Origin of the sequence: Tardiphaga sp., assembly GCF_044336785.1 — a bacterium.
In the GTDB taxonomy this organism is placed as follows: domain Bacteria; phylum Pseudomonadota; class Alphaproteobacteria; order Rhizobiales; family Xanthobacteraceae; genus Tardiphaga.
In genome coordinates this window covers 36,890-55,569 of the sequence record NZ_JBIIOT010000027.1, presented here as the reverse complement: position 1 = coordinate 55,569, position 18,680 = coordinate 36,890, and the positions used below count along the sequence as shown (strand labels likewise).

Here is an 18,680-nt window from a genome sequence, read left to right as displayed (position 1 = left end):
GGGTCTATCCCCACGTAAGACAGAGTTTGTGGAAACACCCCACCCGTCTCGAACGCTGCGCGTTCGATCCACCCTCCCCGCTGCGCGTGGCTACGCCACGCTTGAGGGAAGGAAAAGAAAGCCTCACGCCAGTTCAATCACCTTGCCGTTTTCCAGCGACACCCGCCGATCCATGCGGCCGGCGAGCTCCATATTATGCGTCGCGATCAGCATCGCGACCCGCGTGGCCTTCACCAGTTGCATCAGCGCGTTGAACACATGATCCGCCGTATGCGGATCGAGATTGCCGGTCGGCTCGTCCGCCAGCAGCACCCGCGGCGCATTCGCCACGGCGCGCGCGATCGCCACGCGCTGCTGCTCGCCGCCGGAGAGTTCGGCGGGGCGATGGGTAATGCGATCGCCGAGGCCGAGATAGGCCAGGATTTCCTTGGCGCGATTGACCGTCTCGGAGCGCTTCAAGCCGCGGATCATCTGCGGCAGCATCACATTCTCAAGTGCGGTGAATTCCGGCAGCAGGCGATGCGACTGATAAACGAAGCCGATATCGGTGCGGCGGATCTGCGTACGCTCGGCATCCGACAGGCCGAGCGTCGCGGTGCCGCCGACATAGACCTCGCCCTCGTCAGGGCTTTCCAGCAAACCGGCGATGTGCAGCAGCGTCGACTTGCCCGAGCCCGACGGCGCCACCAGCGCCACCGACTGCCCGGCCCACAGGCCGAGCTTGGCATGGTCGAGAATGGTCAGGACGCTTTCGCCCTGGGTGTATTGCCGTTTGACGTCGTGCAGATACAGAGCCGGTGTATCCTCGTCCCCTTGCGCCATCTCAGCCATCACTCGTATCTCAATGCGTCAACGGGATCGAGCCGCGCCGCACGCCATGACGGATACAGCGTGGCGAGGAACGACAGCGTCAGGGCCATGATGACCACCGCTGACGTCTCGCCGACATCGATCTCCGCCGGCAATTTGGACAGGAAGTAGAGTTCGGGCGAGAACAGTTCGGTGGAGGTCATCCACGAGATGAACTGGCGGATCGCCTCGATATTCATGCAGACAAGCAGGCCGACGCCGAAACCGACCAGCGTGCCGACGACGCCGATTGCAGCACCGGTGATCAGGAAGATGCGCATGATGGAGCCCTGCGAGGCGCCCATGGTGCGCAGGATGGCGATATCGGCGCCCTTGTCCTTCACCAGCATGATCAGGCCGGACACGATGTTGAGCGCGGCCACCAGCACGATCAGCGTCAGGATCAGGAACATCACATTGCGCTCGACCTGTAGCGCATTGAAGAAGGTCGCGTTGCGCTGCCGCCAGTCGACGAGGAAGATCGGGCGTCCCGCGACCTCGGTCACCGCCTTGCGGTAGCCATCGATCTTGTCGGGATTGTTGGTATAGACCTCGATGGACGTGACGTCGTTGTTGCGGTTGAAATAGGCCTGCGCCTCGGCCAGCGGCATGAACACGAAGGTCGAGTCATATTCGGACATGCCGATCTCGAACACCGCCGCGACCTTGTAGGGCTTGATGCGCGGCGTCGTGCCCATCGGCGTCACAGCACCTTTCGGCGCCACCAGCGTGATGTTGTCGCCGGCATGCAGCGAGAGCTGATCAGCGAGCCGGCGACCGATCGCAACACCCTGCCCTTCATCAAAACCTTCCAGCGTGCCCTGCCGAATGTTCTTGGCGATGGAGGTGAGATTGTTCAGGTCCGCCGAGCGAATGCCGCGCACGAACACGCCGGATGCACCAAAGGCCGACGAGCCCAGCGCTTGGCCATCGACGACCGGCGCCGCAAGGCGAATGCCATCGACGCCATTGATGCGGTCGGCGACTTCCTTCCAGTCGGTGAGCGGACGCTCCAGCGGCTGCACGAGGATATGGCCATTGAGGCCGAGAATCTTGTCCAGCAGCTCTTTGCGAAAACCGTTCATCACGGCCATCACGATGATCAGCGTGGCGACGCCGAGCATGATGCCGACAAAAGAGAAGCCGGCGATGACCGAGATGAATCCTTCCTTACGGCGTGCACGGAGGTAACGTCCGGACAGCAGCCATTCGAAGGCGGCGAAGGGTGGGGTTCGAACTGGCTCGCTCATGGCATCATCCAACGTCCGACTCCCATACGAATCGGGCTTATTCTAGCCGCATCGCACAGGATGCGGCGATGCCATAGTGGATAAGTTGTCAGGACGTCAGCTTTGCGACGACCTCGGCCGGCGAGATGTTCTCGCGCGATCCGTCACTGCGGCGCTTCAGCTCGACCTTGCCCTCGGCCAATCCCTTCGGACCGACGAGGATCTGCCAGGGCACGCCGATCAGATCGGCGGTGGCGAACTTGCCGCCGGCGCGCTGGTCGGTGTCGTCATAGAGGACATCGACGCCCTTGGCGGTCAGCTCCTTGTAGAGCGCCTCGCAAGCCGCATCCGTATCGGCCGCGCCCTGCTTGAGGTTGAGGATCGACGCACGGAACGGCGCGACTTCTTCCGGCCAGATGATGCCGTTGTCGTCATGGCTGGCCTCGATGATCGCACCCAGCAGACGCGACACGCCGACGCCGTAAGAACCGCCATGCACCGGCACTTCGGCGCCGTCGGGACCGGCGACATTGGCCTGCATCTTGTCGGAATATTTCGTGCCGAAATAGAAGATCTGGCCGACCTCGATGCCGCGGGTGTTCAGCCGCTTGTCTTCCGGCACTTCGCTTGCGAAGCGCGCGGCGTCATGCACGTCTTCGGTGGCCGCATAGATCGAGGTCCACTGATTGATGATCCCCGAGAGATCGCCCTTGTAATCGACGTCGGCCGGCGGGATCGGCAGGTCGAGCACATCCTTGTTGCAGAACACAGCGGACTCGCCGGTTTCGGCAAGCACGATGAATTCGTGGCTGTGATCGCCGCCGATCGGACCGGTCTCGGCGCGCATCGGAATCGCCTTCAGGCCCATCCGGGCGAAGGTGCGCAGATAGGCGACGAACATCTGATTGTAGGAATGCTTCGCTGCGGCCTCGTCGATATCGAACGAGTAGCCGTCCTTCATCAGGAATTCGCGGCCACGCATCACGCCGAAACGCGGACGCTGCTCGTCGCGAAACTTCCACTGGATGTGATAGAGATTGAGCGGCAGGCTCTTGTAGGATTTTACGTAGCCGCGGAAAATCTCGGTGATCATTTCCTCGTTGGTCGGCCCGTAGAGCAGCTCACGCTTGTGGCGATCGGTGATGCGCAGCATCTCGGGGCCGTACGCGTCATAGCGGCCGCTTTCGCGCCAGAGATCGGCGAGCTGCAGGGTCGGCATCAGCAGCTCGATGGCGCCGGCGCGGTTCTGCTCCTCGATGACGATAGCCTCGATCTTCTTCAGCACGCGCAGGCCGAGCGGCAGCCAGGCATAGATGCCGGCGGCTTCCTGACGGATCATGCCGGCACGCAGCATCAACCGATGCGAGACGATCTCCGCTTCCTTCGGCGTTTCCTTGAGGATGGGAAGAAAATAGCGCGACAGCCGCATCGTGAAGCCTAAGGAATCGGAGGGAAATTTGAAGGCCCGAGTGAAACCGGATCGGGCGGCAAAACACAAGGGCGGCGGCTGAATCGATGCCCGACGGAGCAAATCCGTTGCAGTCTGCGGCAGGTTGCGCAACCTCCGCGTTTCAAATCCGGCCTATAACGGCGGAAACGACAACCCTCAGTAGCAAAACGTCATTGAATTCTATGCATGCCTCAATTTTGAACAGACTATGCCGAAATTGATGACAAACACAAAAAGTTCAGCTACGACTCAAAGCTCAGGCACATCCGCAAGGATGAAGCCTGAAACGGTCCAAGTCTCGGGAGGAACCCTGACGCGCCAAAGCAGCGTCAACCCGCCAATCAAACGATAAAATCCAACGATCGGGGTATATAGGGTCGACACAATTTTCCGAGCAGGGCCATGTGCCCTGCTCTTTTTTTTGCGAACAAGGTCTGTTCGCCTAGCGAGCAAGCTCTCTATCGCCAATTCCGACGAGTGATGCAAGCCGTTGATACGCGGCGAATTGCTGCATGGGGATGTAGGGCGGATGAGCGCAGCGTCATCCGCCGGCCGATTGTGTTGGGCGAAGAATGGCGGATGACGGCTTCGCCTTATCCGCCCTACGCCGCCGCACGCTTCGGCTTGATGCCGGACAGCCACGAACACACAAGTCCCTGCGATGCACCGACGAAACCGAAAGTCAGCACCTGCGACAGCGGAATCGGCACCGAGGTCCAGATCTTCAGCATCGCGATGCTGACGACATAGCCGGTGATGGTCGAGGTCAGCACCTTCGGCCACAGGCCCATCTTGTCTTCCAGGAACCAGTCTTCGCCCCACATGATCAGCGAGGGAATGAGCCCGAACCAATAAGCGAAAGGCAATCCCATGATGAAGCCGGGAAAACCGCCGATCACCTTTCCGCTCAGTACTTCCCGGATTTCGAATGTCGCGAAGCCAACGGCTGGACCAAGCAACAGGAACAACAGAAAGCGCTTCATGCAATTGCCCTCCGCCTTGCTGTGATCGCACGCGGGCTCACAGCGGAATGCCCATCAGTTTCGACAGCCGCTCGATGTTCAGATAGCCGGCGTTATGCGCCGCCATTCCGGCTGCGAAGAACACAGCGGATAGCGCGGTGGTCCAGATCAGCTTGCGTCCCATGCGCGCCAGCACGGGCGCACCGGGATCGGTGCCTTCGATGCCCTCTCCTGCTTCCTGCTGGCTGCGCACGCCGAATGGCAGCGTCAGGAACAACGTGACCCACCAGATCACGAAGTAGATCGCGAGCGCCGTCGAGATCGTATAGGCCATCGCGCCCTCAGGACTGTTCGATCTCGACCAAGGCGCCCGAAAAATCTTTCGGATGCAGGAACAGCACGGGCTTGTTATGCGCGCCGATCTTCGGCTCGCCATCGCCGAGCACGCGGGCGCCTTCGCTGATCAGCTGGTCACGCGCCGCGATGATATCCGGCACTTCGTAGCAGAGATGATGGATGGCGCCGTCGGGATTGCGCTCGACGAACTTTGCGATCGGCGACGCGTCGCCGAGCGGCTCGATGAATTCGATCTTGGTGTTCGGCAACGTCGCGAACACGGTGTAGACACCATGCTCGGGCAGCGGCACGCGGTCGGAGATCTCGGCGCCGAAAGCGGTGCCGTAGATCTTCGCGGCCTTGGCGGCGTCGGCAACGGCGATCGCCACGTGATTGAGCCTGCCCAGCATGATGTCTCCTCCGTATTTGTTTTCTTATTGTTCGATCACCAGCACCTGCACATAGCAGATGGTCTTCTTACCCCAGTGTTCGGCCAGGTTCGATCTGACCGCTCGCCGCACCGATTCCGCCATGGCATCGGGATCCCGCTTGCGCGCCTTTGGCAGGTTCTCGACCACCTCGACCACGACGTCATAGACGATGTCATCGAGCAACAGGCCAGCGCTGTTCTTCTCGGGAATGCCGATCAGATCCACGGCGGGATCGTCGAGCAGATCGCCCTTGCTGTTGATCGCCAGCGCAACCATGGCGCAGCCCGCAAAACCGAGACGGCGACGCTCGCTGACGGCGCGCGACTTCTCGCTTTCGAGGATGCTGCCATCCTTGAAGATGCGGCCCGACGGCAATTGATCGATCACCGCGGAATCGCCGGGTCCGAGCTTCACGAGATCGCCGGTCTTGACGATCATCACCTTCGGCACGCCACAAGCACGCGCGAGCTTCGCGTGCTCGCTGAGATGCAGCGCTTCACCATGCACCGGGATCAGCAGTTCCGGGCGCACCCACGAAATCATGTCGCGCAGCTCGTCGCGGCGCGGATGGCCGGAGACATGCACTAGCGCGTCGCGGTCGGTGATGACCTCGATGCCCTGGGTGACGAGACCGTTGATGATGGTGCCGACGGCCTTCTCATTGCCGGGAATGGTGCGCGACGAGAAGATCACCGTGTCGCCCTTGTTGAGCGTCACCATCGGATGATCGTCATTGGCGATGCGCGCAAGGGCCGCGCGGCTTTCGCCCTGGCTGCCCGTGCAAAGCGCCAGCACCTTGTCCGGTGGGAAGTGACCGTAATAGTCGGCATTGCGGAACGCCGGCAGGCCGTCGAGATAGCCGCATTCGCGCGCCACCTGCACGACGCGCTCCATGGCGCGACCGACCAGCACGACCTCGCGGCCGGACGCTTGCGCAGCCTCGGCAACGGCACGCACGCGGGCGACATTCGATGCGAAGGTCGTGACAGCAACGCGGCCCTTGGAGGCCATCACCAGCTTGGTGAGAGTCGCAGCCACTTCCATCTCGGACGGCGAACGGCCATCACGCACGGCATTGGTGCTATCGCCGATGATCGCCAGCACGCCCTCGTCGCCGAGTTCGCGCAACCGCTTCTCGTCGGTGGGCTTGCCGATGATCGGGGTCGGATCGATCTTCCAGTCGCCCGTGTGCAGCACGGTGCCGACCGGCGAGTGAATCGCGATGGCGTGGGATTCCGGAATCGAATGCGCGACCGGGATCATTTCGATATCGAACGGGCCGACATTGAAGCGCGAACCGGACTCGACGACGGTCACGGGGATCTTCGGCGAGCCACGCTCGGCCGCACACTTCGCCTCGAACAGCGCCGCAGAGAACTTGGTCGCATAGATCGGGCATTGCAGCTTCGGCCACAGATCGATAATGGCGCCGAAGTGATCCTCATGGGCATGCGTGAGCACGAGACCGACGAGGTTCTTCTTCTGCTTCTCGAGGAAGGTGATGTCCGGCATCACCAGATCGATGCCGGGCAGATGCTCCTCATCGCCGAAATAGACGCCGAGATCAATCGCCAGCCAGGAGCGCTGGTGGCGATTGCCGAGGCCATAGATCGACAGGTTCATGCCGATCTGGCCGACACCTCCCAGCGATGCAAATGTAAGTTCGTCGGGTCTTGTCATTGTCCAGTCCTTGCCGACGCCGCGGAGCCGAAGTGAACGTCGCCCGCCGAGATCGGCATATGCCGACCGTCCGCAGTGGCAACAATCAGACAACCGGCGTCGTCAATCGTATCGAAGATTCCAGAAACTGTGGAGTGACCAGCCTGTACGGACACGGGCTCGCCGAGTCCAGCGGCGCGGTCCAGCCACTTGGTCCGAATGGCGCCGAAACCGCGGCCGTTGTCCCAGATGGCGCGATATTCCGCCCAAGCGTCCGACAGCGCGGTGAAAAGCCCCTCGGCATCGACATCGAGGCCGATTTTTCGCAGCGAGGTGGCTGGATATGGCGTGTCTTCGGGATGCGCCACGACATTGGTGCCGATGCCGACCACGACGGCGAGCCCCGATGGAACCGCCTCGGCTTCGAGCAGGATACCCGAGAGCTTGGCCTTCCCGGCCAGCACGTCATTCGGCCATTTCAGGCGGAACTCCGGAACGGCGTCGGGCGCGCGCATCCGCGCTTCCACGCTGACGCGCTGCAGCGCCGCTTCCAGCGCGAGCCCTGCCGCAAAGCCAAGCGTCGCCGCCTGGGCGGGCGCGAGATCCATCACTTCAAGGATGCTGCTGGCGAGATTGCCGCGCGGTGCGATCCACGGACGGTGACGTCGTCCCCTGCCCGCGGTCTGCTCCGTGGTCACGAACCACATCGGACCGCGTTCGCCTGCGCGGGCACGGTCCATGGCTTCGATGTTGGTGGAACCGGTGCTGTCGAAGGCGGCGAGCTGCGTGCCCGCCGCCAGTGCTCGTGGCCCGAGCGCGAACGCCACTAGAAGAGCGACTTCGCGGCCAGCTGAGCTGCGCTGACCAGCGGCGCCGGATAGACGAAGAACAGGATGTTGAACTCGCCTGTCACCGCAAGCACGGTGCGCAGCTCGACGCGCATCGGATCGAGTGCACCAGCCGGCTCGTCGAAATACATCAGCTTGACGATGCGCAGATAATAGAACGCACCGACGACCGACGAGAGAACGCCGACCACAGCGAGCACGAACAGGCCCGACTTGATGGCGGCCATGAAGACGTAGAATTTGCCGAAGAAGCCTGCCAGCGGCGGCACGCCGGCGAGCGAGAAGAGGAACATGGCGAAGAAGAATGCCACGACCGGATTGGTGCGCGAGAGGCCGGCAAAGTCCGAAATGCTCTCCACCTGCTGGCCGTTGCGCTTCATGGTCAGGATGATGGCGAAAGAGCCCAGCGTCATCGCGACATAGATCGCGATGTAGACGAGCACGCCCTGCGCACCCTCTTGCGTGCCGGCGGCGAGACCGACCAGCGCGAAGCCCATGTGGCCGATGGACGAATAGGCCATCAGGCGCTTGATGTTGGTCTGGCCGATGGCAGCGAAGGAGCCGAGCACCATGGAGGCCAGCGACACGAACACCACGATCTGCTGCCACTGCACGGCAATGCCGGGGAATGCGGTGAGCGCGACGCGGGTGAACACCGCGAGTGCTGCCACTTTCGGGGCCGAGGCGAAGAACGCGGTGACCGGGGTCGGCGCGCCTTCATAGACGTCCGGCGTCCACATGTGGAACGGCACGGCCGAGACCTTGAAACAGAGACCGGCGAGCAGGAACACCAGGCCGAATACCAGGCCAATATTGCCGTTCTTGGCTTCGGCGGCGATGCCGGCGAAATTCACGGTGCCGGTGAAGCCATAGACCATCGAGGCGCCGTAGAGCAGCATGCCCGACGACAGCGCGCCCAGCACGAAATACTTCAGGCCCGCTTCGGTGGACTTGGCATTGTCGCGGTTCGAGGCGGCGACGACATAGAGCGCAAGGCTCATCAGTTCGAGGCCGAGATAGAGCATGATCAGGTCGCCGGCCGAGATCAGCACCATCATGCCGATGGTCGAGAGCAGCACCAGGATCGGATACTCGAAAATGCGGCGGGTGTCGTGTTCGAGGAATTCACGCGACAGCAGCAGCGTGACGCCCGAGGCGACCAGCGCCAGCACTTTCAGGAATCGCGCATAATCATCGACGATGAAGCTGCCGCCGAAGGTGACGAGCTTGCCAGCCGGCAGCATCACTTCGACGATGCCCGTGACGATCAACAGGCAGATGGCGAGCGCCGATACCAGCCCCGTCACCTTCGGCCCGTTGAAGGCGCCGATCATCAACAGCACCATGGCGCCCACTGCCAGGATCAGCTCCGGCAGCACGGGCAACAGTGAATATCCAGCGGTCGTAATGGTCATAGCGAGATCCTGGTCCGCTGCGGTCAGTGCAGCAGTGCCGCTGCCTTCACGGCAGCAGTTGCAGCAGCATAATTCTTGACGACGAGATCAACCGAGGCCGCCGACATGTCGAGGACGGGCTTCGGATAGACACCGAACAGAATGGTGAGAATGGCGAGCGGCACCAGCAGCAGGCCTTCGCGGGCGGTCATGTCCTTCATGCCCATCAGCGCCGGCTTGGTCAGATCACCGAACACCACTTTGCGATAGAGCCACAGCGCATAGGCCGCCGAGAGAATGACGCCGGCGCAAGCGACCGTCGCGGTCGGGATCGAGACCTTGAAGGTGCCGAGCAGCGTCAGGAATTCACCGACGAAGCCCGACGTGCCGGGCAGACCGACATTGGCCATGGTGAAGACCATGAACAGCATCGCGTAGATCGGCATCCGGTTGACGAGACCGCCATAGGCCGCGATTTCGCGGGTATGCATGCGGTCATAGGCAACGCCGACGCAGAGGAACAGCGCACCCGACACGATGCCGTGGGAGATCATCTGGAACACCGCGCCCGCAACACCCTGCTGGGTGCCGGCGAAGATGCCCATGGTGACGTAGCCCATATGCGCGACCGACGAGTAAGCGATCAGCTTCTTGATGTCTTCCTGCATCAAGGCGACGAGCGACGTGTAGACGATCGCGATCGCCGAGAGCGTCCACACCATCGGTGCGAAATACAGCGACGCATCCGGGAACATCGGCAGCGAGAAGCGCAGGAAGCCGTAGCCGCCCATCTTCAGCATGATGGCAGCCAGCACGACCGAGCCGGCCGTCGGCGCTTCCACGTGCGCATCCGGCAGCCAGGTGTGCACCGGCCACATCGGCATCTTCACGGCAAAGGACGCGAAGAACGCCAGCCACGCCCACATCTGCAGGCTGCGCGGCATCGCGGTCTGCATCAGCGTCGGGATATCGGTGGTGCCCGCCTGCCAGTACAGCGCCATGATGGCGAGCAGCATCAGGACCGAGCCCAAGAACGTGTAGAGGAAGAACTTGAACGACGCATAGACGCGGCGCGGGCCGCCCCAGATGCCGATGATCAGGAACATCGGGATCAGGCCGCCTTCGAAGAACAGGTAGAACAGCACGAGATCGAGCGCCGAGAAGGTGCCGATCATCAGCGTTTCCAGCACCAGGAACGCCATCATGTATTCCGGCACGCGCTTCGAGACCGACTTCCACGAGCACAGGATGCAGAACGGCATCAGCGCAGTGGTCAGGATCACGAAGGGGAACGAGATGCCGTCAACGCCCATATGGTAGTTGATGGTCGCAGCCAGCCAGGGCGCCTTTTCGACGAACTGGAAGCCGGCATTCGAACCGTCGTAACGCGCCACCATGATCAGCGACACGGCGAAGGTCGCGATGGTCGCCCACAGGGCGATCCACTTGGCGTTACGGTCGGCCGCCTCGTCGCGGCCGCGCGCCATCAGATAGACGAGCACGGCGCCGACGGTCGGCAGGAAGGTGGTGACCGAGAGGATCGGCCAGGTCATGACAGAGCCGGACATTAGTGGCCCCCCAGGCCGAAGATAAACCAGGTGATCAACCCGGCGACGCCGATCAGCATCGCGAAGGCGTAGTGATAGAGATAGCCGGTCTGGATCTTGACCGCGCCGCGCGCGACGTCGAGCACGCGGGACGAGACACCGTCCGGCCCGAAGCCGTCGATGACCATGCCGTCGCCCTTCTTCCACAGGAAGTGACCGATCCACTTGGCCGGACGGACGAAGATCAGGTCGTACAGCTCGTCGAAATACCACTTGTTGAGCAGGAACTTGTAGAGCAGCGGATGCTGGTTCGCGAGTTCAACAGGCAGATACGGCTTGCGGATGTAGAACAGGTACGAGATCAGGAAGCCCAGTACCATCATCACCGTCGGGAGATACGGCACCCAGGTCGGCAGGTGATGCATCTCTTCGAGGATGTGCGGGTTCATCTTCAGCGACTCGCGGAAGAACTCGCCCACGTGGTGGCCGGCGAAGGATTCCTTGAACGGCAGACCGGCCGCGAACGAACCGATACCGAGAACAGCCAGCGGGAACAGCATCCACATCGGCGGTTCATGCGCGTGATCGTAGTGCTTCTGATCATGCGGCTTGCCGTGGAAGGTCTTGAACACGAGCCGCCATGAATAGAACGAGGTCAGCAGCGCTGCGACCGTGGTCATCAGGAAGCCGTAGAAAGCGAACGGATTGTGCGAGGCGTAAGCCGCTTCGATGATCGCGTCCTTCGAGAAGTAACCGGCGGTGAACGGGAAGCCGGTCAGAGCCAGCGTGCCGATGGTCATCATCGCATAGGTGAACGGGATCTTGTTCCACAGGCCACCCATCTTCCGGATGTCCTGCTCGTGATGCATCGCATAGATCACCGAGCCCGAGCCCAGGAACAGCAGCGCCTTGAAGAAGGCATGCGTGAACAGGTGGAACATGGCGACCGAGTAAGCCCCCGTCCCCAGCGCCACGAACATGTAGCCGAGCTGCGAACAGGTCGAGTAAGCGACGATGCGCTTGATGTCGTTCTGCACGAGACCGATGGTGGCTGCGAAGAACGCCGTGGTGGCGCCGACCAGCATGACCACGTTCTGCGCGTTCGGCGCGAGTTCGAACAGCGGCGACATGCGGGCAACCATGAAGACGCCCGCGGTGACCATGGTGGCGGCGTGAATGAGCGCCGACACAGGCGTCGGGCCTTCCATCGCGTCCGGCAGCCAGGTGTGCAGCAGGAACTGGGCCGACTTGCCCATGGCGCCGACGAACAGCAGCAGGCAGATCAGCGTCAGGGCATCGGCATGCCAGCCGAAGAAGTTGATGGTCTTGCCGGCCAGGGCCGGCGCGCCGGCGAAGATGGTGTCGAAATCGGTAGTGCCCAGCAGCATGAAGATGCCGAAGATGCCGAGCAGGAAGCCGAAGTCGCCGACACGGTTGACCACGAACGCCTTGATCGAGGCGGCGTTCGCCGACGGCTTCTTGAACCAGAAACCGATCAGCAGATACGAGGCGAGACCGACGCCTTCCCAGCCGAAGAACAGCTGCAGCAGGTTATCCGCGGTCACCAGCATGAGCATCATGAAGGTGAAGAGCGACAGATAGCCCATGAAGCGCGGGCGGTTCGGATCGTCTTCCATGTAGCCGAGCGAATAGATGTGCACGAGCGACGACACCGTGGTGACGACGACGAGCATGACGGCGGTCAGCGTATCGACACGCAGCGTCCAGGAGAGCTGCAAGTCGCCCGAATTGATCCAGCTCAGCAGCACGATGCGTGCATCGTGGTGGTTGAAAGCGACGTCGACGAAGGTGATCCAGGACAAAGCCGCCGACACCACCAGCAGGCCGGCGGTGATCAGCTCGGCCGCGCGCGAACCAAAAGCAGCCGGCTCGGCCACGTGGTGGTGATCGTCGTGATCATCATGGCCGTGGCCATGATCATCATGCGCATGCGCCGCGTGGGCGTCGGCATGGCCGTGGCCATGGTCGTCGTGACCATGCGCGTGGTCCATCTCGTCGCCGCTGGGGTTGCGACCATGCGCACCCGCAAGAGCGATGGCGCCAGCGATCAGCGCACCGATCAGCGGCAGGAATACAAGAGCCTGGATCATAACTGGCTCAGCCCTTCATCAGATTGACGTCTTCAACCGCGATCGAACCGCGGTTGCGGAAATACACGACGAGCACGGCGAGACCGATCGCTGCTTCCGCAGCGGCCACGGTCAGCACCAGCAGCGCAAACACCTGGCCGACGATGTCGCCAAGGAAGGTCGAGAACGCCACCATGTTGATGTTGACCGAGAGCAGAATGAGCTCGATCGACATCAGGATGACGATGATGTTCTTGCGGTTCAGGAAGATGCCCAGGATCCCGAGCGTGAACAGGATCGCGGCGACCGCCAGATAGTGTCCGAGACCGATGGTCATTTGATCCAGTTCCCCGAGTCCGAGTCCTGCAGGCCCTGCCCGACCGGCACCTTGCGCACGTCCATGGCCATGGTCTTGGTGCGCGCGTTCTGGACATTGATGTCCTGGCGCTTGACGTAGCCGCGATGGCGCAGCGTCAGCACGATGGCGCCGATCATGGCGACCAGCAGCACGAGACCGGCCAGCTGGAAGTAGTGAATGTAGGTCGTGTAGAGCACGAGGCCGAGCGCTTCTGTGTTCGACACATTGGTCGGGATCGCCGCGGTGATCGCCTTGCCGGCATTCGGGTTCATCACCCAGCCGCCCGCCACGAGCAGCAGTTCGGCGAGGAAGATCGCGCCGACCAGCAGGCCGACCGGCAGATACTGGATGAAGCCTTCACGCAGCTGCGCGAAGTCGACGTCGAGCATCATGATCACGAACAGGAACAGCACCGCGACCGCGCCGACATAGACGACGATCAGCAGCATCGCCAAGAATTCGGCGCCCATCAGGATGAACAGGCCGGATGCGTTGACGAAAGCGAGGATCAGGAACAGCACGGAATGCACGGGATTGCGCGACGCGATCACCATGACCGCGCAGGCGACGCAAACGCCGGCGAACAGATAGAAGAACAGTGCGGGGAAGATCATGATTGCCCCTTAGCGATACGGCGCGTCGAGCGCGAGCGATTTGGCGATCTCGCGTTCCCAGCGATCGCCATTGGCGAGCAGCCTGGCCTTGTCATAGAAAAGCTCCTCGCGCGTCTCGGTGGCGAATTCGAAATTCGGCCCCTCGACGATCGCATCGACCGGACAGGCTTCCTGACACAGTCCGCAATAGATGCATTTCACCATGTCGATGTCGTAGCGCACCGTGCGGCGGGTGCCGTCATTGCGGCGCGGGCCGGCCTCGATGGTGATGGCCTGGGCCGGGCACACGGCTTCGCACAGCTTGCAGGCGATGCAGCGCTCTTCGCCGTTGGGATAACGGCGCAGTGCGTGCTCACCGCGGAAGCGTGGCGAGATCGGGCCCTTCTCGAACGGATAGTTCAAGGTCGGCTTCGGCTTGAAGAAATACTTCATGGCGAGGACGAACGCTTGCGCGAACTCCGCCAGAAGCAGCGAATGAGCTGTTGCCCTGATATTCATAGTGACCTCATTTCGGAGCCAGGCCCCCGAATTGCAGCACGCCGGCGACGATGATCACGTAAGCCAGCGACAGCGGCAGAAACACCTTCCAGCCGAGACGCATCAGCTGGTCGTAGCGGTAGCGCGGCACGATCGCCTTCGCCATCGCGAACATGAAGAACATGAACATCACCTTGATGGCGAACCAGATGATGCCCGGCACCCAGGTGAATGGCGCGAACGGGATCGGCGACAGCCAGCCACCGAGGAACATGATGGTCGCCAGCGCACACATGGACACGATGGCCACGTATTCGCCGAGCATGAACAGGAGATACGGGGTCGAGCCGTATTCCGTCATGAAGCCCGCGACCAGTTCCGATTCCGCTTCCACGAGATCGAAGGGCGGACGGTTGGTTTCCGCCAGCGCCGAGACGTAGAACACGATGAACATCGGGAACAGCGGGATAAAGTACCAGCCGAGGATGCCCCACTTCGAATCCTGCGCCATCACGATGGCCGAGAGGTTCAGCGAACCCACGCAGAGCAGAACGGTGATGATGACGAAGCCGATGGAGACTTCGTAGGACACCATCTGCGCGGCGGCGCGCAGCGCCGACAGGAACGGGTATTTCGAGTTCGACGCCCAGCCGGCCATGATGATGCCGTAGATCGACAGCGACGAGATCGCGAAGATGTAGAGCACGCCGACATTGAGATCGGCGATGACCCAGCCGGGATTGAACGGGATCACGGCCCAGGCGGCGAGCGCCAGGATACACGACACCAGCGGCGCCAGCAGGAACACGCCCTTGTTCGAGCCCGACGGAACCACCGGCTCCTTCAGCACGAATTTCAGCAAGTCCGCGAAGGATTGCAGCAGACCGAACGGGCCGACCACGTTGGGGCCGCGACGGATCTGCACCGCCGCCCAGATCTTGCGGTCCGCCAGCAGGATGTAGGCGATCGCCACCAGCAGCAATACGAGCACGAGAAGGCTCTGCGCGATCATGATGATCAGCGGCCAGAGAGTGCTAGTCCAGAGTTCAGCCATCGTCTTACTCCGCCGCCGTCAGCAACTGGCCGGAAGCCAGGCGGGAACATTCCGCCATGACGGCTGACGCACGCGCGATCGGGTTGGTGAGGTAGAAATCCTCGACGGGGCTCTTGAACGGCGCCTTGTCGACGCTGCCACCCTTCCCTGCGAGGGTCTTGATGCCGGCGACATCGCCGGCCTCGATCTGGTCGAGGCGCATCAGATGCGGCGCCTGCTTGAAGATCGCCTGGCGCAGCTGCGCCAGCGAGTCGAACGGCAGCTTGTGGCCGAGCACGTCGGACAGAGCGCGGATGATCGCCCAGTCCTCGCGGGCATCGCCCGGCGGGAAGCCGGCGCGTTCCGCCATCTGCACGCGGCCTTCGGTATTGACGAAGATGCCGGACTTTTCGGTATAGGCCGAGCCCGGCAGGATCACGTCGGCGCGGTGGGCGCCGCGCTCGCCGTGAGTACCGATATAGACGACGAACGCGCCGTCGGCGATCGCGACATCATCGGCGCCGAGCGAGAACACGACGTCTGCGCCGCTGGCAATATTGCCGCCGGCAAAGCCGATATCGAGCGCACCGACGGTGGATGCCGCCGACTGCAGCACGGCAAAACCGTTCCAGCCGTCCTTGATCGCGCCGATGTCCGAGGCGAGCTTCGCAACCTGCCCCAGCACCGCAGCGCCGTCCGCACGCGAGAAAGCGCCTGCGCCGACCAGGATGATCGGGTTCTTGGCGTTCTTGAGCACTTCAGCAAACGAATGCTTGCCGGCCATCACATCGGCCAGCGTCTCGGTACCGGCGCCGAGATGATCGTAGCGATAGGTCAGATCGGCCTTGTCGCCGATCACGCCGATCTTGAGGTTGCCGCCGCGCCAGGCCTTGCGGATACGGGCGTTGAGAACGGCCGCTTCCTTGCGCGGGTTGGAGCCCACGATCAGCAGCGCATCGGCCTGCTCGATGCCGGCGATGGTCGGATTGAAGATGTAGGATGCGCGGCCCGCGCCGGCATCGAAGCCGGCGGTGTTGGCGGTCGCGACATTGCTTGAACCCAACGAGGCCAGCAGCGCCTTGATGGCGAACATTTCCTCGACGGCGGCGAGATCGCCGGCGACGGCGCCGACCTTGTTGCCGCTGGCTGCAACCTTTGCAGCGATGGCGCCAAACGCCTCACCCCAGGTCGCTGCACGCAGCTTGCCGTTTTCGCGCAGATACGGACGGTCGAGGCGCTGGGTGCGCAGACCGTCAACCACGTGACGGGTCTTGTCCGAAATCCACTCCTCGTTCACCGCCTCATTGACGCGCGGCAGGATGCGCATCACTTCGCGGCCACGGGTATCGACGCGGATGGCCGAACCGACCGCATCCATCACGTCGATGGACTGGGTCTTGCCGAGCTCCCACGGACGCGCCGCGAAGGCATAAGGCTTCGAGGTCAGCGCACCGACCGGGCAGATATCGACGAGATTGCCCTGCAGCTCCGAGGTCAGCGCGGTTTCGAGGAAGGAGGTGATCTCCATGTCCTCGCCGCGGCCGATGGCGCCCATTTCCGGCGCGCCGGCGACTTCGGCGGCGAAACGGACGCAGCGCGTGCACTGGATGCAGCGGGTCATCGAGGTCTTCACGAGCGCGCCGAGATACTTGTCCTCGACGGCGCGCTTGTTCTCTGCGAAGCGGCTGGTGTCGACACCATAGCCCATCGCCTGGTCCTGCAGGTCACACTCGCCGCCCTGATCGCAGATCGGGCAATCCAGCGGGTGGTTGATGAGCAGGAACTCCATCACGCCTTCGCGGGCCTTCTTGACCATCGGCGAACGCGTGGAAATCTCCGGCGGCTCGCCATTCGGGCCCGGACGGCAGTCGCGGACGCCCCAGGCGCAGCTGGCAACCGGCTTCGGTCCGCCCTTCACTTCCACCAGGCACATGCGGCAGTTGCCGGCGATGGACAGGCGCTCGTGATAGCAGAAGCGCGGAATCTCGGCGCCAGCGGCTTCACACGCCTGCAGCAGCGTGTAGTCCGCGGGGACATCGATCTCTTTGCCGTCAACGATCAGTTTCGTCATTGTGCTTACTCCGCCGCGACCAGATGCGCGGGATCGAGAATGCCCTGATCGTCGAGGGAAGCCTTGCGGCTGAACTCTTCGATGCGGCGTTCGATCTCCGGGCGGAAGGCGCGGATCAGGCCCTGCACCGGCCACGCGGCGGCATCGCCGAGCGCGCAAATGGTGTGGCCTTCGACCTGCTTGGTAACTTCGAGCAGCATGTCGATTTCGCGCTTGTGGGCGCGGCCATCGACCATGCGGGTGAGCACGCGCCACATCCAGCCGGTGCCTTCGCGGCACGGCGTGCACTGGCCGCAGCTCTCATGCTTGAAGAAGTAGCTGATGCGGGCAATCGCGGCGACAACGTCGGTGGACTTGTCCATGACGATGACGCCCGCGGTGCCGAACGAGGACTTCACGGCACGGGTGCCGTCGAAATCCATGATGAGTTCCTGGCAATCCGCGGCCGGGATCATCGGGCACGATGCGCCGCCCGGGATGATCGCGAGCAGATTGTCCCAGCCACCACGAATGCCGCCGCCATGCTTCTCGATCAGCTCGCGGAACGGAATGCTCATGGCGTCTTCAACGACGCAGGGCGTGTTGACGTGGCCCGAGATGCCGTAAAGCTTGGTGCCGACATTGTTCGGACGGCCGATGCCGGCGAACCACGACGCGCCACGACGCAGGATGTCCGGCGCAACGGCGATGGACTCCACATTGTTCACCGTGGTCGGGCAGCCATAGAGGCCGACATTGGCGGGGAATGGCGGCTTCAGGCGGGGCTGGCCCTTCTTGCCTTCGAGGCTTTCGAGCAGCGCGGTTTCTTCACCGCAGATGTAAGCGCCGGCGCCATGGGCGACATAGAGGTCGAACGGCCAGCCATGGATGTTGTTCTTGCCGATCAGGTTGGCATCATAGGCCTGATCGATCGCGGCCTGCAGGCGCTCGCGCTCGCGGATGAATTCGCCGCGCACATAGATGTAGCAGGCATTGGCGCCCATCGCGAAAGACGCGATCAGGCAGCCCTCGACCAGCGTATGCGGGTCGTGGCGCATGATCTCGCGGTCCTTGCACGTACCAGGCTCGGACTCGTCGGCATTGACGACGAGATAGCTCGGACGGCCGTCCTTGCTTTCCTTGGGCATGAAGGACCACTTCATGCCGGTCGGGAAGCCGGCGCCGCCGCGGCCGCGCAGGCCCGACGCCTTCATCTCGTTGATGATCCAGTCGCGGCCCTTGTCGATAATGGCCTTGGTGCCATCCCAACCGCCACGACGGCGCGCGCCTTCGAGACCGAAGTCGTCGAGGCCGTAGAGATTGCGGAAGATGCGGTCCTTGTCGTCGAGCATG

Annotated in this window: 17 protein-coding genes; all 17 read right to left on the bottom strand. The window is 62.6% G+C overall.

Annotated elements, in window-relative coordinates:
- Positions 1-123: 123 nt before the first annotated feature.
- The gene (locus tag ACIQ2A_RS10570) at positions 124-822 is read right to left on the bottom strand and encodes an ABC transporter ATP-binding protein (protein WP_398478683.1); all 699 of its coding nucleotides are present in this window, start codon (positions 820-822) and stop codon (positions 124-126) included.
- Between the two features lie 8 nt (positions 823-830).
- A complete protein-coding gene (locus ACIQ2A_RS10565) occupies positions 831-2,111 on the bottom strand; it encodes a lipoprotein-releasing ABC transporter permease subunit (protein ID WP_398478680.1) in 1,281 nt (426 codons plus the stop codon).
- A 76-nt stretch (positions 2,112-2,187) separates the two neighbouring features.
- Positions 2,188-3,507 (bottom strand): proline--tRNA ligase, encoded by a 1,320-nt coding sequence (proS, locus tag ACIQ2A_RS10560; RefSeq protein ID WP_398478678.1) that lies wholly within the window; start codon positions 3,505-3,507, stop codon positions 2,188-2,190.
- A 623-nt stretch (positions 3,508-4,130) separates the two neighbouring features.
- Positions 4,131-4,511, bottom strand: a complete 381-nt coding sequence (locus ACIQ2A_RS10555; protein WP_398478676.1) for a hypothetical protein — start codon at positions 4,509-4,511, stop codon at positions 4,131-4,133.
- A gap of 37 nt (positions 4,512-4,548) precedes the next feature.
- Positions 4,549-4,824, bottom strand: coding sequence for a DUF1467 family protein (locus tag ACIQ2A_RS10550; protein ID WP_398478674.1), 276 nt, complete (start codon positions 4,822-4,824; stop codon positions 4,549-4,551).
- Positions 4,825-4,831: 7 nt separating this feature from the next.
- Complete coding sequence (gene mce / locus ACIQ2A_RS10545) at positions 4,832-5,236, bottom strand: methylmalonyl-CoA epimerase (RefSeq protein WP_398478672.1); 405 nt, start codon at positions 5,234-5,236, stop codon at positions 4,832-4,834.
- Between the two features lie 24 nt (positions 5,237-5,260).
- Entirely contained in the window at positions 5,261-6,937 is a 1,677-nt protein-coding gene (locus ACIQ2A_RS10540; RefSeq protein ID WP_398478670.1) for a ribonuclease J, read from the bottom strand.
- On the bottom strand, positions 6,934-7,743 hold the full coding sequence (locus tag ACIQ2A_RS10535) for a biotin--[acetyl-CoA-carboxylase] ligase (protein WP_398478668.1): 810 nt from the start codon (positions 7,741-7,743) through the stop codon (positions 6,934-6,936). Before ACIQ2A_RS10535 ends, ACIQ2A_RS10540 begins: the two co-directional genes overlap by 4 nt.
- Entirely contained in the window at positions 7,743-9,179 is a 1,437-nt protein-coding gene (gene nuoN, locus ACIQ2A_RS10530) for an NADH-quinone oxidoreductase subunit NuoN (RefSeq protein WP_398478665.1), read from the bottom strand. The genes ACIQ2A_RS10535 and nuoN overlap by 1 nt, the downstream gene beginning before the upstream one ends.
- 23 nt (positions 9,180-9,202) lie before the next feature.
- Positions 9,203-10,726 carry an NADH-quinone oxidoreductase subunit M gene (locus ACIQ2A_RS10525; protein ID WP_398478663.1) on the bottom strand — a complete coding sequence of 508 codons (1,524 nt, stop codon included), beginning with the start codon at positions 10,724-10,726 and terminating at the stop codon, positions 9,203-9,205.
- Entirely contained in the window at positions 10,726-12,816 is a 2,091-nt protein-coding gene (nuoL, locus tag ACIQ2A_RS10520) for an NADH-quinone oxidoreductase subunit L (RefSeq protein WP_398478661.1), read from the bottom strand. Before nuoL ends, ACIQ2A_RS10525 begins: the two co-directional genes overlap by 1 nt.
- Before the next feature lie 7 nt (positions 12,817-12,823).
- Positions 12,824-13,132, bottom strand: a complete 309-nt coding sequence (gene nuoK / locus ACIQ2A_RS10515) for an NADH-quinone oxidoreductase subunit NuoK (RefSeq protein ID WP_211908799.1) — start codon at positions 13,130-13,132, stop codon at positions 12,824-12,826.
- A complete protein-coding gene (locus ACIQ2A_RS10510) occupies positions 13,129-13,767 on the bottom strand; it encodes an NADH-quinone oxidoreductase subunit J (RefSeq protein WP_398478659.1) in 639 nt (212 codons plus the stop codon). The genes nuoK and ACIQ2A_RS10510 overlap by 4 nt, the downstream gene beginning before the upstream one ends.
- A 9-nt stretch (positions 13,768-13,776) precedes the next feature.
- On the bottom strand, positions 13,777-14,265 hold the full coding sequence (gene nuoI, locus ACIQ2A_RS10505; protein WP_398478657.1) for an NADH-quinone oxidoreductase subunit NuoI: 489 nt from the start codon (positions 14,263-14,265) through the stop codon (positions 13,777-13,779).
- A gap of 7 nt (positions 14,266-14,272) precedes the next feature.
- A complete protein-coding gene (nuoH, locus tag ACIQ2A_RS10500) occupies positions 14,273-15,298 on the bottom strand; it encodes an NADH-quinone oxidoreductase subunit NuoH (RefSeq protein WP_398478655.1) in 1,026 nt (341 codons plus the stop codon).
- Positions 15,299-15,302: 4 nt separating this feature from the next.
- Complete coding sequence (nuoG, locus tag ACIQ2A_RS10495) at positions 15,303-17,348, bottom strand: NADH-quinone oxidoreductase subunit NuoG (RefSeq protein WP_398478653.1); 2,046 nt, start codon at positions 17,346-17,348, stop codon at positions 15,303-15,305.
- 5 nt (positions 17,349-17,353) lie between these two features.
- On the bottom strand, positions 17,354-18,679 hold the full coding sequence (gene nuoF, locus ACIQ2A_RS10490; protein ID WP_398478651.1) for an NADH-quinone oxidoreductase subunit NuoF: 1,326 nt from the start codon (positions 18,677-18,679) through the stop codon (positions 17,354-17,356).
- Position 18,680: the final 1 nt, after the last annotated feature.

Excerpts from the sequence above, each read along its gene's own strand:
- nuoH (WP_398478655.1), bottom strand. The coding sequence starts at position 15,298 with ATGGCTGAACTCTGGACTAGCACTCTCTGGCCGCTGATCATCATGATC.
- ACIQ2A_RS10540 (WP_398478670.1), bottom strand. The coding sequence starts at position 6,937 with ATGACAAGACCCGACGAACTTACATTTGCATCGCTGGGAGGTGTCGGC.
- nuoL (WP_398478661.1), bottom strand. The coding sequence starts at position 12,816 with ATGATCCAGGCTCTTGTATTCCTGCCGCTGATCGGTGCGCTGATCGCT.
- ACIQ2A_RS10510 (WP_398478659.1), bottom strand. The coding sequence starts at position 13,767 with ATGATCTTCCCCGCACTGTTCTTCTATCTGTTCGCCGGCGTTTGCGTC.
- nuoF (WP_398478651.1), bottom strand. The coding sequence starts at position 18,679 with ATGCTCGACGACAAGGACCGCATCTTCCGCAATCTCTACGGCCTCGAC.
- ACIQ2A_RS10570 (WP_398478683.1), bottom strand. The coding sequence starts at position 822 with ATGGCGCAAGGGGACGAGGATACACCGGCTCTGTATCTGCACGACGTC.
- ACIQ2A_RS10525 (WP_398478663.1), bottom strand. The coding sequence starts at position 10,726 with ATGTCCGGCTCTGTCATGACCTGGCCGATCCTCTCGGTCACCACCTTC.
- nuoN (WP_398478665.1), bottom strand. The coding sequence starts at position 9,179 with ATGACCATTACGACCGCTGGATATTCACTGTTGCCCGTGCTGCCGGAG.
- ACIQ2A_RS10555 (WP_398478676.1), bottom strand. The coding sequence starts at position 4,511 with ATGAAGCGCTTTCTGTTGTTCCTGTTGCTTGGTCCAGCCGTTGGCTTC.
- nuoG (WP_398478653.1), bottom strand. The coding sequence starts at position 17,348 with ATGACGAAACTGATCGTTGACGGCAAAGAGATCGATGTCCCCGCGGAC.
- ACIQ2A_RS10550 (WP_398478674.1), bottom strand. The coding sequence starts at position 4,824 with ATGGCCTATACGATCTCGACGGCGCTCGCGATCTACTTCGTGATCTGG.
- proS (WP_398478678.1), bottom strand. The coding sequence starts at position 3,507 with ATGCGGCTGTCGCGCTATTTTCTTCCCATCCTCAAGGAAACGCCGAAG.
- mce (WP_398478672.1), bottom strand. The coding sequence starts at position 5,236 with ATGCTGGGCAGGCTCAATCACGTGGCGATCGCCGTTGCCGACGCCGCC.
- nuoK (WP_211908799.1), bottom strand. The coding sequence starts at position 13,132 with ATGACCATCGGTCTCGGACACTATCTGGCGGTCGCCGCGATCCTGTTC.
- nuoI (WP_398478657.1), bottom strand. The coding sequence starts at position 14,265 with ATGAATATCAGGGCAACAGCTCATTCGCTGCTTCTGGCGGAGTTCGCG.